Raw genomic sequence first — 12,834 nt, 5'->3', positions numbered from 1 at the left:
AAGGCGTACCACGTCGACGGCACGTCCTGGGACATCTACGACCCGGTCGCCAACATCGTCGCGTCCTGCAACTACGCCGCCGACAAGTACGGCTCCATGGACAACGTCAACTCCGCCTACTGATCAACCCCACCCAGGGGAAGACCGCAGGCACAGGCACAGGCCGTGGGCAGCATCCGCATCCGGATGCCGCCCACGGCCTTGCGCATGTCCCGAAAGGCTGAATCCCGCCCGCTGCGCACTGCCGCGCCCGCTCCTTCTGCTTGAGTCGTCCGCCGGAGATCACACAGGCCCGGAGAGGACGACGACGCACCCATGAGCATCAGGACCACCGTCACCACGGCAGCGACCGCGACCGCACTGGCCACCGCTCTGGGCATGGGCCCGGTGCACGCCGCTCCCGGCGGCGGGGGCTGGCACCAGGAGGGCCTCTCCCTCAATGCCGCCGACAACAAGAAGGTCGACGCGTACTGGGCCCACGCACGCAAGGCCGAGCGGTCGATCAGCCCGCAGGTACGGGCCGCGGCCCGGCTCAGCCACGCCGAGGTGATCGGCTTCGATCACCGTCTGAAGTCGCCCGACTCCCTCAAGCGCAAGGTGGCCACCGCCTTGAAGGAGTCGCGGGGCCACAACGTGAACGAGGTCCTCACCACCGTCAACGACTCCGTCCGCTACACCCTGCAGTGGCCCGACCGCAGGTACACCGCGGGGGTGCGGACCGCCTCCGCCACCCTGGTCGCCTGGGGCAACGGCAGCGTCAAGTGGTCGAACACCTGGAAGCGCAAGGACGGCTACAAGGCGATCAACAGCGCATGGCGGGCACCGCGCTCCGGCCAGCGCTTCGAGGTGCAGTTCCACACCCCGGCGAGCAAGCACGCCCAGGAGGTCACCCACAAGCTGTACGAGGAGCAGCGCCTGCCCTCCACGTCGCCGCAGCGCAAGCGCGAGCTCCAGGAGCAGCAGAACGCCGCCTTCGCGGCCGTCCCGGTGCCCGAGGGCGCCGAGCACCTGACGGCACCGGACGCACGCCGGCCGGTCCCGGCCGGCAGGCACTGACGCAACCGGCGCATTCCGCGCAATCGGGATAAATTGGTCGGAAGTGCATGGGAGAGGAGGGACGGCATGTCCTCGAAACGGCGTCGCAAGAAGAAGAAGTCCCGCATGAAGGGTGCCAACCACGGCAAGCGGCCCCAGTCCTGAACACCACCGGCGAGGGGACCGACCAGGACCCGCACGACGACGTCGTGACGCTGCTCGAGGAGCAGCACGCACGCATCCGCCGGCTCTTCCGGCAGGTGCGCGCGGCGAGCGGCGACGAACGCCGCGAGACGTTCAGGGAACTGGTACGGCTGCTGGCCGTGCACGAGACCGCCGAGGAGGAGGTCGTGCACCCCTCCGCCCGGCAGGCCCTCGGTGGGGCCGGGGACCACGTGGTCGACGCCCGGCTGAAGGAGGAGCGCAGGGCCAAGGAGGCCCTCGGCCGTCTGGAGGACATGGACACCGAGGACCCCCGGTTCACTCCTGCGCTCATCTCCCTGCAGGAGTCGGTGCTCACCCACGCCGAGATGGAGGAGCGCATGGAGTTCGGGCACCTGCGTGCGAACCTCTCCCCGGCCCGGCTGGCGGCCATGGCCACAGCGGTCAGAGCGGCCGAAGCGATGGCCCCGACCCACCCGCACCCCGGCGTGGAGTCCCGGGCCAGGAACGTGATGCTCGGCCCCGTGGCCGCGGTGATGGACCGTACGCGTGACATCGTCCGCAAGGCCATGGGCGGCGGCAAGGACGGGTGACCACCGGGGCGCCATGGCAAAGCAGGTAAAGCAGGCAAAGCAGCGGCTGCGTTTCGACGGCTGGATCGCGGGAGCCGGCACCTGCACCGGCACCCGCATCGTGCTGGGGCACTGGCCCCGCTCTCCCTTCGGCGCGTTCAGCGACGTCATGGTCGAACACGCCGACGGCACCCGGCTGCTGCTCGCCCCCACCGACCGCACGGCCGACTTCATCGCCTCCACCTACGCCTTCGACCGGGTACGCATCGAGCCGGTCACCGTCCAGCGGGCCGGGAACGACTGGTCGGTGATCAGCGACTCGCTCAGCTGGCACTTCACCACCGGCCCCCTCGGCCTGCCCGGACGCCTCCTGCGCCTGGTACCACCCGCACTGGCCGCTCGCCCGGCGTGGATCCGCTGTGCCGACCCGCCGGCCCGGATGCTGGGGCTGCGGACGTGCGGAAGCGGGCGCGCCGACCGCCGGGAGTTCTACGGCATCCACGAACTGCGGCCCCTCGCCACGGCGACAGGGCAGTGGGAAGGTACGAGCCTGGGCGGGCTCGCCCGGGTCGAGCCGCCCGTTCGCTTCGGCTTCGCTTCCGTCCCGCGCCGGCCCGCCCTCATCCGCGTCACCACGACGGTCGACCTCCCGGCCGGACGACCGACCGGAAAGGCCGCCGCCTGACGCCACGGCCCGTAGGGGCCGGATCAGGGTTGCCTCCGGGGACGTCCCGGGGGCCGAGCGGCACCCGCCGTCCCTACGCTCGTTCCTGTGACCACAGACTTCCGCAAAGCCACCCCCTGGAGCGAACAGCGCGCCTCCCATGCCGACCGCGAGCGGGCCGTGCGCTGCCTGCAGCAGGCGACGGTCGAGGGCCGCCTCGACTTCCACGAGCTCGACGAACGGCTGGAGCAGGCGCTGGGCGCCCGGACCCACGGCGAACTGGCCGTGCTGACGGCCGACCTGCAGGCAACGGAAGGGGAGGGCCGGGACGCCGAGCCCGACCGCCCCCCGGTCCTCAGGGGCGGCCTGCACGGTGCCGTCCGCAAGGGCCGCTGGAAGGTCCCACCGCGCCTGACCGCCTACGGCGGCATGGGCGGCGTCGTCCTCGACTTCACGCAGGCCGACTGCCGGCTGCGCACCGTCGACATCGAGGCCCACGGCCAGATGGCGGGCGTCACGATCGTCGTGCCCGACGACTGGTCCGTCGACACCGACCGGATCGAACCCGGCCTCGGCGGCATCACGGACAGGACCACCCCCGACCACGCCGCGGATGCCCCCCACGTCCGCCTCACCGGCAACGGCGGCATGGCGGGCATCGTCGTCCGCCACCCGAAGCCCCGCGAGCGCCGCCGGCTGGAACGCGAGCGCAAGGCCCTCGCCTCCGGGTGACGCCACTTGAGCCCTGCCGCACTACCATGGGGCGCATGCTATGACCTCGTCAGCGGGCGCCCCCGTACTCCTTCGCACCCCCGTCCTCACCACCGGCCTCGCGAAGGAGAACCCACCCATGCCCGCCACACCGGCCCTCCGCGTCCCCGACGCCTTCGCCGTCTCGTACGGGGCCACCGGCCCCCAGGCGCGCGCCTGGCTCACCGGGCTGCCCCGCCTCGGCGAGGAGTTCCTCGCCCGATGGGACCTGCGCCCGGACGGCCCGCCCACCCACGGCATGGCCTCGCTCGTCCTGCCCGTCCTGCGCGCCGACGGCACCCCGGCCGTCCTGAAGTTCCAGCAGCCCCGCGAGGAGACCGCCGGCGTCGCGGCCGGCCTGCGGGCCTGGAACGGCGACGGCGCCGTCCGCCTGCTCGGCCACGACGAGGACAGCGGCACCCAGCTGCTCGAACGCCTCGACGCCTCCCGCACCCTCGCCTCCCTGACCGACAGCCGCGCCGCGCTGCAGACGCTGGCCGAGCTGATGGCCCGTCTGACAGCCGTGCCCGCCCCGCAAGGCCTGCGCCGGCTGGCCGACATCGCCGCCGCCATGCTCGACCAGGTGCCCCGGGCCGTACGCGCGCTGCACGACCCCGCCGAGCGGCAGCTGGTCCGCTCCTGGGCCCGCGCCGTGGCGGAGCTCGCCGGAGAGGCCGGCGACCGCCTGCTGCACTGGGACCTGCACGACGGCAACGTCCTCGCCGGCGACCGCCACCCCTGGCTGGCCATCGACCCCGAACCCCTCGTGGGCGACCCGGCGTTCGAGCTGTGGCCCGCCCTGGACGCCCGCCTGCACGAGGCGATCGCCTCCGCCGACCCCGAACGGGCCGTGCTCCGCGGCTTCGACCACCTCACCGCCGTCCTCGCCCTCGACCGGCGGCGCGCCGCCGGCTGGACCCTCGGACGGATCCTGCAGAACACCCTGTGGGAGATCGAGGACGGCAGCACCGCCCTGGACCCCGCCCAGCTCGTCATCGCCCGGGCGGTGCAGCGCCGGGCCCGCTAGGACGGCCCGGCGGGCAGCGCCCCTTCGGGGCGCTGCGTTTCCGCCTGCTTCCTCCTGCGAAGGATCGAAAGGTGACCCGGCGAAGGGGGAGAACGTGACAGTGATCGTGGGGCTCGTGCACAACGACCGCGTCCATCTGGGCGGGGACTCGGCCGGCGTGGCCGGCCTCAGGATCACCGTCCGCCGGGACCCGAAGCTCTTCCGCAACGGGCCCTACGCCCTGGGCTTCACCACCAGTTTCCGCATGGGGCAACTCCTGCACCACGCCTTCAAGGCGCCCAAGCCCAAGGGCGATCTGGACGGGTTCATGGCCACCGTCTTCGTCGACAAACTGCGCACCTGCCTGAAGAACGGCGGCTGGGCGCGCAAGGACTCCGAACAGGAGCAGGCCGGAACGTTCCTGGTGGGGATACACGGCCGCCTCTTCGTCGTCTACGACGACTACCAGATAGCCGAACCGGCGGACGGATACGCGGCCGTCGGCTGCGGAAGCGAGATCGCACTCGGCGCACTCCACGCCACGTCCGCACTCGACGTCAAGCCCCGCAAACGCCTGACCCTGGCCCTGCTGGCGGCCGCCCACCACAGCGCCGGAGTCTGCGCACCCTTCACCTACGTCACCGCGGCGAAACCCCCTGCCGGCCGCGGCCCGGAACGGGACGCGGGACGGACCTGACAGGCGGCCGCCCCATTCGATCCGTGGCGTGCACGTACGGCACCGCAGGATCAATTGCGCGCACGTCATAGCCGGTGCGGCACCCGGGCGTCCCGAAAGGACGGCCCAGCCGTCCGGCCGGCCCGTCACGTGCCCTCCGGCAGCCTCCGCAGGTTCTCCCGGCCGACCGTGACGTAGAGCCCGGTCGCGGTGACCACCCGGCAGTGGTCGCCCTCCTCGCGGAGGAGGAGCACCGGGGTGCCGGCCGGCAGCATTCCGTCGGGCTCGGGAGCCCGCTCGGACCGCTCGAACCAGTACGGGTGCACCTCCTCGAGGACATGGCTGAACCGGTTGGGCGCCGGCCGGACGACGTTGTCGCGCGGAATGACCGCTTCGGCCCCGAGCACGGTGGCGTCGGGCCTCAGGACGGCGTGTTTCTCCTCTCCCCGCGCGTCCTCGCGCCCGTCCCGGGCCCGCTGCTCCCGCTCACCGTTCATGAGGTTGCGTCCTCACGCCGCCGCCAGCAGGCTGTCCTCGGGCAGGACGACCGGAATGGTGCGCTGCACCGTGCCGGCGCCGACGGGTGCCGCGTGGGTGCGCAGCTCGCCCCGTTCGGCCATCTCCAGATGGTTGGGCAGCATGTAGGCGTCGGCGGCCTCGATGTCGACGACGTAGCCGATGTCGCCCAGGCTGGCCACCGTCAGGCGGCTCAGCGGGTTCGGGGGATCGGCGACGAAGCCGGTCATCAGCTCATTGGCGAACACCGTCTCGCGCCAGTGCCCGTCGCGCGTCCCCGCTCCGCCCTGGTTCTCCACCGGTACGGGCCGGGGCTGCCCCGCGCCGACCAGCTTGCCGTACTCCTCCATGGCTCTCTGGCCGCGGAAGACGGGGTTGTCGGTGCCGGCCCCGTGGAGCACTCCCTTCTCCGTCCAGGGGCGGGTGCCGATGCCGCAGACGTGCCCCATCTCATGGGTGATCACGTCCACCAGCGTTCCCTTCGTCTGCATCTGCTGCAGGTCGTCCGTGTCGAAGGACATCACGCCCTTCGCGGGCAGGAACGCACCGGGCCCGTTCGCCGGTCGCAGCACCGTCGGTCCCGCTTCTCCCAGGATGTTCCCCGGCCCGTCGATCGACGTGCCCTGGGCCAGGACCAGCAGGTCGTCGACGACCTCGCCGTCGACGCTCACGTCCGGCAGGTCCCCGACGATGACCTTCGCCCAGCGGTCCGCCGCCTTGGCGAACGCGGCCTTCTGCGTTTCGTTCAACCCGCCGAGGAACTGCACGGCGATCGTGTACGGGGACGTGGTGGCGGCGAGCTCCCGCGCACGCCCCGCGTCGGCCTTCGCATAGTGGGTCTCGTACTCGACCATGGGTCTCCCTCCTCGAAGGAGGAGTTGCTACGGCTGCGCCGGAGAACCACAGGAGACGTTGCCCACGAGAGCGAGGAAACCGCCCGGCAGGCTCGGCGGATTCCCGGCGCCCGGCGCACTGCGAGATGGCGTGCGCTGACATGTCGCACCGTGCGAGCAGGGCGAATGCCCGTGCTCCACCACTTCCAGGCTACGCCTGTCCCCCCACGAACGCGCAGCAGAGCGGAACCACTTCCCCGGCCCGCATCATCTGTTTGATCAACGGGGACCCGGTAAAGCGCATGGGCGCACAGGCACAGCACCAAGGCAGGTATGCGGCATGGCCATCAGCAGGCGCACACTTCTGGCAGCAGGCACCGGAGCGGCGGCGACCGCCGTCTGGGGCACCACAGTCGCCATCGGCAAGGCGGGGGCGGCCGGTACGCAGAAGGCCGGTGCCGCCGACTGGACCGCTCTCGGCAAGGGCCTCGCCGGCGGCCTCGTACGCCCCGACGACGCCGACTACACCGCCGCCCGCCAGCTGTACAACACCCGTTTCGACGGTCTGCGCCCCGCCGCCATCGCCTACGTCGCCGGCACGGCGGACGTCTCCGCGGCCCTGGGCTTCGCCCGCCGCTTCTCCATACCGGTCTCCATACGCAACGGCGGTCACAGCTACGCCGGCTGGTCCAGCGGCAACGACCGGCTCGTCATCGACGTCTCGCGGCTCAAGAGCGTCCGTACGCCCTCCGCGTCCACCGCCGTCATCGGCGCCGGCGCCAAACTCGTCGACGTTTACACGTCCCTGGCCGCGCACGGCGTCACCATCCCGGCCGGCTCGTGCCCCACGGTCGGTGTCTCCGGGCTCACCCTGGGCGGCGGCCACGGCATCCTCTCCCGCGCCTACGGCCTCACGTGCGACAACCTCACCGGCGCCACGCTCGTCACCGCCGACGGCAGGACCGTCGACTGCGACGCCATGTGGAACCACACCGACCTGTTCTGGGCCCTGCGCGGCGCCGGCAACGGCAACTTCGGCGTCGTCACCGAACTGCGCTTCCGTACCCGCCCCGTGGGCGAGGGAGTGACCGGCTACGTCTCCTTCCCCTGGTCCAAGGCCGCGGCCGTCCTGCAGGCCTGGCAGGAGTGGGGGCCGAGCCGGCCGGACGAGATCTGGTCCGCCTGCGACCTGTCGGCCGCCGGCAGCGGCTCGCCCCACATCTCCGTCGCCGCGTTCACCATCGGCTCGTACGGGGACCTGGAGAACGCCCTCGACGAACTGACCGGCAAAGTGGCCCGGGCGAGCGGCGGCAGCGCCGGCATCGGCACCCCCCGCCTGCGACGCCACTCCTACCTCGACACCGTCCGCGCCTACGCCGGCTGCGGCGACAAGTCCACCGAGCAGTGCCACCTCCCGGGCACCACGCCCGGCCGCGAGTCCGCCGGCCAACTGGAGCGCGAGACGTACACGGCCCGCTCGGACTTCTTCGACCGCTCGCTCGACGCGACGGGCGTACGCACCCTGCTCGACCAGGTCGAAGGCTTCGGGCGCGGCGTCAAGGGCGGCGGAATCTCGGTGCAGCTGACGGCCCTGGGAGGGGCGATCAACCGCATCAAGCCGCTCGGCACGGCCTTCGTGCACCGCCGGTCGCGGATGCTGGCCCAGTACCTGACGTCGTGGGCGGCCGGCGGGACGGGCACGCCGCAGACCGCCTGGCTCGACGGCATGCACGCGGCGATGCGCCCCCACGCCTCCGGCGCCGCGTACCAGAACTACACGGACCCGGGCCTGAAGGACTGGCGCACCGCCTACTATGGGGACGCGGCGGACCGACTGGCCAAGCTGAAGCGGCAGTACGACCCGGAGCGCGTCTTCGACTTCCCCCAGGCCCTGTGACGCCGGGACCCGCCCGGCTCGCCGGCTCCACAGCGCCGCGACCGGCGCCCTGCCGGCCACCGACGACGCGGACAAGGGCCAGACCATCACGTTCGGCTATATGTCACCTCAAAGGACTGATTCCACCGGAACCAGGGCAGATTGTCGCCGGGTGGGGACTGAACAGCACTGTTCTCAAGGGGGAATTCATGCCGGACGAGCAGGCGAACGACGTCGTCCGCGGCGGAAGCCCGGACTCCGCAGTCGACCGCGTGGCCGACTTCTACGGCGCCTACATCGACGCCGTCTCCGACGGAACCGACGACCTGGGCGACGAGCTGCGCGCTCACTACCTCACCGAAGATTTCCGCCAACGGCTGGCCGCCTGGGAAGAGGCCCACCACGCCGACGGCGTCCTGCGGGCCCAGGACGTCCCCACGCACTGGAACGTCCGCTACCACGACTCCGGCGCCGGACACCTGTTCACCACCGTCACGCTCACCTGGGGCACCGGCCCCGACGCCGGGCACACCCGGCTGGCGGTGCAGAGCGACCTGAGCACCAGGCTCATCTCGGACATCGAGGACGCCTAGGGCGTGTCCGGTGGATCCTGCAGCGCCCCTTACGGGCACCGTGGCACCGGGTGACGAAGATGCGCCGGAAAGGCCCTAGCCGGCGCGCCCGGCCGGGGCGCCGAGCCACTGCGCCAGGGCCTCGGACAGCGGGGCGCTCCCGTCGTCCGGGCCGGCCGCGGCCCAGGCGGTGATCCCGTCCGGGCGCACCAGCAGGGCCCGCAGCTCCGGATGGGTCGCGCAGGTGGTGGACAGCACCTTCAGGCGGTCCGCGTAGCCGTCCGCCCGGCGTGCGAGGCCGGGCTCGCCCGCCAGGTCCAGCAGCAGGGCGCGGCCGTCGTGGAGATGGTCGGCGAGCCTGCTGCCGTCCTGCAGTTGCAGGTCGGGGGCGCTGCGCCCCACGAGCGGGTGGGCGGTGCCGTCCGTCGCGTAGGACTGCCACGCGCCGGAGATCATCGTCGTGAGGTACGTCGTCACCGCCGTCTGCCCGGTCAGTTCGGTCATGAGGGTGCGCAGGGCCCTGGTCTTCGCGTCCGGGCGCATGAGCGAGACCTGGGACCGCGTCCAGTCCAGCACCCAGGCGCCGATGGGGTGCCGTTCGGCGGTGTAGGAGTCGAGGAGCGCCTCGGGGGCCCGGCCGCGTACCACCGCGGCCAGTTTCCAGCCGAGGTTCATGGCGTCACCGATACCGAGGTTGAGCCCCTGCCCGCCGAACGGGGCGTGGACGTGGGCCGCGTCCCCCGCCAGCAGGACCCGCCCGGCACGGTAGTCGGTCGCCTGGCGCGCGTTGTCGGTGAAGCGGGTCGCCGTGTGCACCCGGGTGATGGTGACGTCCACGCCGGAGATGCGGCGCAGCGATTGCTGGAGTTCCTCCGCCGTGACGGGCGTTCGGCGGTCGGCCGGTGGGCCGTCGAACTCGACCGTCAGGATCCGGCCCGGCACGGGCCCGTGCGCGTACGTGCCGGTGTCGGTCCAGTTCCAGCCCCGGCCCAGCCGCTCGGAGCCGGTCATCTCGACGATCGCCTGATAGCCCGTGATCTCGGCCGGGGTCCCGGGGAAGTCGAACCCGGCGAGCTTGCGTACGGTGCTGCGGCCGCCGTCGCAGCCGACCAGCCATCCGGCGCGGATCGTCCCGCCCGGCTCGGTGGTCACGGTGACCCCGTCCGCGTCCGCCGTGAAGCCGGTCAGGGTGACGCCGCGGCGTACGTCCACGCCGAGCTTCTCGGCACGGAGGTGCAGTATGCGCTCGACGTCCTGCTGCGAGACCAGGGCGACGTCCCCCGCGGGCCCGCGGTCGGCGAAGTGCGGATCGGACGCGTCGAAGTTCGCGCCCCACAGCGCGATGCCGGCGAAGTGCCCGACGAACTTCGGGGGGAGGGTGGTGGGCGCCGGGCCGGCGCCGGGAGCCGGGCCGAGGAACGCCCTCATCTTCTCCAGGGTGCGCTGCTGCACCTCCGTGAGGTCGGGCAGCAGCCCCCGCCGGTAGAACGCCTCCGCGGTGGGGATGTTGATGGCCCCCGCCTTGATCGTCTCGTCGGGGGCCGTCAGCCGTTCGACGATCAGGACGCGAGCTCCGCCCAGCGCCAGCTCGCACGCGAGCATCAGGCCGACGGGTCCGGCCCCCGCCACCACGACGTCATGGTCAGCACGCATGTCCTGCTCTCCTGTCGGTGGTTCGTTCTCCTTGCCGCGAAAACTATAGTCACTAAAAATTTTGGTTGGCTATAGTGTTTTCGTGGCACAGGAACCCTCGCTGCGCGAGCGCAAGAAGCAAGAGACCCGGCAGCGCATCTCGGACGTGGCCACCGCGCTGATCGCCGAGCGCGGCTTCGACCAGGTCACCGTCACCGAGATCGCCAAAGAGGCCCACGTCTCGGCCATGACGGTCTTCAACTACTTCCCGCGCAAGGAAGACCTCTTCCTCGACCGCATCCCCCAGGCGATCGAGCTCATCACCGCAGCCGTCCGGGAGCGGGAGCCGGGCCGGGCCCCCCTCGCCGCCCTGCGGCATTCCGTCCTCGCCCTCATCGACCAGGGGCACCCCCTGCTCGGCCTGGCCGACCGGTACGCCTTCTTCTGGCGGATCGTCGTGGAGTCACCGGCCCTGCGCTCCCGCGCCCGGGAAGGCGTCGAGGAGATCGAGAACGCCCTCGCCGCGGCCCTGGCCGAGGCCGGGGATCCGGCGCCCGAGCTCGCCGCGGCCCTGGCGCTGGCGGCCGTCCGCTCCGCCTACGTCGCCGCCGCCCGCCGCCTCCTGGCGGGCGAGCGCGCGGCCACCGTCCGACCGGCGTACCGGGCGCGGATGGAAGAAGCCCTCACCGCGGTCGAGAAGGCCCTCCACCGGCGGTGAAGACGCCGGCGGACCGGGGACGGCTCAGCGGTGCTGCGGTCGTCGAAGTCCAGGCGGGTGCCGTCCTGCGTGGCGCATGGCGTACGGCGGTGTACGCGGGAGCCCCGCGTGGGAAGGGAACCGGGGCGGGTCCCCGGACTGGAGTGATCATGAGCACCGACGCGTACCACCACTGGCAAGAGCTCCAGGTCTCCCGGCCCGGCGACGTCCCCCCGGCCACGCCGCTGACGTGGCTGGCGCAGAAGCACCAGCAGCACGCCGACCGGCTGACCGACCGCCTGCTCCCCGCCGACACCCCGCACGAAGCCGCCCCGGCCACGGCCGCCGACGCTCTCGCGGTACTGGCCCTGCGCGAAGCCGTCTGCCGCGAGATGGAACACGGCCGCGGCATGTACCTCTTCGACGCCCTGCGGCTCGGCGCCACCTGGAACGAGGCCGCCGCCGCACTCGACCTCACCCCCGGACAGGCCCGCGACGTGCTGCGCGCCTGGGCCGAGGGCCAGCGCCACCTGTACGCCGCATCCCAGGAACGCGGCGAGCAGCCGCTCGGCCTCGGCCCCCAGGAGCACGCCGCCGTCCTGGCCCTCACCGAACTCGCCGACGACGAACCCGTGACGGCGCGCCGAAGCGGGACGACGGGGACGTGACGCGCGCCCCGCGCGCTCACCACCGGCTTCAGCACCCATGCGGGTGAATTCCTGAGACGAGCCACGCACTCGTGGCCCACTTCCGCCAGGGCCGGGGCCACGAGACGGCCGGCGTGGATGCCCGGCCGCGGCGCGCGTGGGTCGCGGAAACGGGGTCGGACAGCGCCGCGCCCGCCGCGCCACCGCACCCGCCTGCGAGCCGGCGAGGGACGAGGAGGCGGCACATTGAGCGGCGAACCGGCCCGCACTCACCCCTCGTTCAGCGCCGCAGCCTGCTCGCGAAGGGCGTGCACGAGGGTCGTGAGCGGGGGGTGGTCGCGCCGGCGGCCGATCGTGGCGATGCCGATGTGCCGGGTCGGGACCGGTGGCGCGATCGGCACGATGTGCAGGCCCGGTACGTGCGGGGTCAGTGCGATGGAGGGGACCAGGGTGATGCCCATGCCCGCGGCGACGAGCGAACGGGCGAAGAAGTAGTCGGTGGTCGTGCCGCGCACCTGCGGGGCGAAGCCGGCGCGTTCGGCGTAGCGGCGCAGGTACGCCTCGGTCTTCAGGCAGCCGAGCACCCACGGCTCGGCCGCCAGCTCGGCCAGGTCGAGCGCTTCGCGGCCGGCCAGAGGGTGTCCTGCCGGCAGGACGACGTGCAGGGGGTCCTCCAGGAGCGCGGTCCACTGCAGGCCGGAGTGCGGGCCCTGCCCCCCGGGCAGCGGGCCGTCGAAGCGGTAGGCGAGCGCGAGGTCCACGGCGCCCTGGCGGACCAGGGGCAGGCTGTCCTCGGGCTCGCCCTCCCTGACGTGCAGCACGGTGTCGGGATGGGCTGCCGTGAGGCGGCCGAGCGCACCGGGCAGCAGCAGCCTGCCGCCGCTGGTGAACGTGGCGACGGTGAGCCGGCTGCGTCCGGTGCCGAGCCGGTCGACCTGCTGCCTGGCGTGGGCGAGTTCGGCGGCGACCGACTCGGCGGCCCCGACCATGATCCGGCCGGCCGGGGTGAGGGTGACGCCGCGGGTGCTGCGGGCGACGACCTGGGTGCCGAGGCTGCGTTCGAGGGCGGCCACGTGCTGGGAGACGGCCGAGGGGGTCAGGCGCAGGGCACCGGCTGCCTGGTTGAAGCTGCCGTGCTCGGCCACCGCCCGCAGGACGCGCAGCCGCTGTACGTCGATCAACAGTTTCCCTTCATA

The 12,834-nt window shown here is 72.6% G+C and carries 14 protein-coding genes and 1 pseudogene; 11 read left to right on the top strand and 4 right to left on the bottom strand.

Annotation, left to right across the window (positions count from 1 at the left end; translation table 11 throughout):
* From ABD361_RS28770 to ABD361_RS28740, 7 genes and pseudogenes are all read left to right on the top strand, one after another.
* Nucleotides 1-123, top strand: a pseudogene (locus ABD361_RS28770) (transglycosylase SLT domain-containing protein); the annotation flags it as partial.
* A 192-nt stretch (nucleotides 124-315) separates the two neighbouring features.
* A complete protein-coding gene (locus ABD361_RS28765) occupies nucleotides 316-1,056 on the top strand; it encodes an ATP nucleotide 3'-pyrophosphokinase (protein WP_344439645.1) in 741 nt (246 codons plus the stop codon).
* 188 nt (nucleotides 1,057-1,244) lie between these two features.
* Entirely contained in the window at nucleotides 1,245-1,790 is a 546-nt protein-coding gene (locus ABD361_RS28760) for a hemerythrin domain-containing protein (protein WP_344439643.1), read from the top strand.
* 13 nt (nucleotides 1,791-1,803) lie between these two features.
* Nucleotides 1,804-2,454: a hypothetical protein gene (locus tag ABD361_RS28755; RefSeq protein ID WP_344439641.1), complete on the top strand. Its 651-nt coding sequence runs from the start codon at nucleotides 1,804-1,806 to the stop codon at nucleotides 2,452-2,454.
* 87 nt (nucleotides 2,455-2,541) lie between these two features.
* Entirely contained in the window at nucleotides 2,542-3,165 is a 624-nt protein-coding gene (locus ABD361_RS28750) for a DUF1707 SHOCT-like domain-containing protein (RefSeq protein ID WP_344439639.1), read from the top strand.
* A gap of 118 nt (nucleotides 3,166-3,283) precedes the next feature.
* Entirely contained in the window at nucleotides 3,284-4,210 is a 927-nt protein-coding gene (locus ABD361_RS28745) for an aminoglycoside phosphotransferase family protein (protein WP_344439637.1), read from the top strand.
* 94 nt (nucleotides 4,211-4,304) lie between these two features.
* Entirely contained in the window at nucleotides 4,305-4,886 is a 582-nt protein-coding gene (locus ABD361_RS28740) for a hypothetical protein (RefSeq protein ID WP_344439635.1), read from the top strand.
* Between the two features lie 125 nt (nucleotides 4,887-5,011).
* Here the strand turns inward: ABD361_RS28740 and ABD361_RS28735 are convergent, their stop codons facing one another.
* Together ABD361_RS28735 and ABD361_RS28730 are read right to left on the bottom strand one after the other, a co-directional pair.
* The gene (locus ABD361_RS28735; protein ID WP_344439633.1) at nucleotides 5,012-5,362 is read right to left on the bottom strand and encodes a hypothetical protein; all 351 of its coding nucleotides are present in this window, start codon (nucleotides 5,360-5,362) and stop codon (nucleotides 5,012-5,014) included.
* 12 nt (nucleotides 5,363-5,374) lie between these two features.
* Nucleotides 5,375-6,235: a leishmanolysin-related zinc metalloendopeptidase gene (locus ABD361_RS28730; RefSeq protein ID WP_344439631.1), complete on the bottom strand. Its 861-nt coding sequence runs from the start codon at nucleotides 6,233-6,235 to the stop codon at nucleotides 5,375-5,377.
* 319 nt (nucleotides 6,236-6,554) lie between these two features.
* Between ABD361_RS28730 and ABD361_RS28725 the strand changes: the two genes are divergently transcribed.
* Nucleotides 6,555-8,111 carry an FAD-binding oxidoreductase gene (locus ABD361_RS28725; protein WP_344439629.1) on the top strand — a complete coding sequence of 519 codons (1,557 nt, stop codon included), beginning with the start codon at nucleotides 6,555-6,557 and terminating at the stop codon, nucleotides 8,109-8,111.
* Nucleotides 8,112-8,299: 188 nt separating this feature from the next.
* Nucleotides 8,300-8,683, top strand: coding sequence for a hypothetical protein (locus ABD361_RS28720; RefSeq protein ID WP_344439627.1), 384 nt, complete (start codon nucleotides 8,300-8,302; stop codon nucleotides 8,681-8,683).
* A 75-nt stretch (nucleotides 8,684-8,758) separates the two neighbouring features.
* On the opposite strand, the gene ABD361_RS28715 is transcribed toward ABD361_RS28720, so the two are convergent.
* Nucleotides 8,759-10,315: an FAD-dependent monooxygenase gene (locus ABD361_RS28715; RefSeq protein ID WP_344439625.1), complete on the bottom strand. Its 1,557-nt coding sequence runs from the start codon at nucleotides 10,313-10,315 to the stop codon at nucleotides 8,759-8,761.
* An 82-nt stretch (nucleotides 10,316-10,397) separates the two neighbouring features.
* On the opposite strand from ABD361_RS28715, the gene ABD361_RS28710 reads away from it, so the two are divergent.
* Both ABD361_RS28710 and ABD361_RS28705 read left to right on the top strand, forming a co-directional pair.
* Nucleotides 10,398-11,012, top strand: a complete 615-nt coding sequence (locus tag ABD361_RS28710) for a TetR/AcrR family transcriptional regulator (protein WP_344439623.1) — start codon at nucleotides 10,398-10,400, stop codon at nucleotides 11,010-11,012.
* Nucleotides 11,013-11,161: 149 nt separating this feature from the next.
* Nucleotides 11,162-11,659 (top strand): hypothetical protein, encoded by a 498-nt coding sequence (locus ABD361_RS28705; RefSeq protein WP_344439620.1) that lies wholly within the window; start codon nucleotides 11,162-11,164, stop codon nucleotides 11,657-11,659.
* Between the two features lie 248 nt (nucleotides 11,660-11,907).
* On the opposite strand, the gene ABD361_RS28700 is transcribed toward ABD361_RS28705, so the two are convergent.
* Entirely contained in the window at nucleotides 11,908-12,819 is a 912-nt protein-coding gene (locus tag ABD361_RS28700) for a LysR family transcriptional regulator (RefSeq protein WP_344439618.1), read from the bottom strand.
* Nucleotides 12,820-12,834: the final 15 nt, after the last annotated feature.

The sequence above is a fragment of the Streptomyces luteosporeus genome (assembly GCF_039532865.1).
Taxonomy (GTDB): domain Bacteria; phylum Actinomycetota; class Actinomycetes; order Streptomycetales; family Streptomycetaceae; genus Streptomyces; species Streptomyces luteosporeus.
The sequence above is the reverse complement of the archived record's forward strand: the minus strand, read 5'-3'. Positions and strand labels throughout refer to the sequence as shown.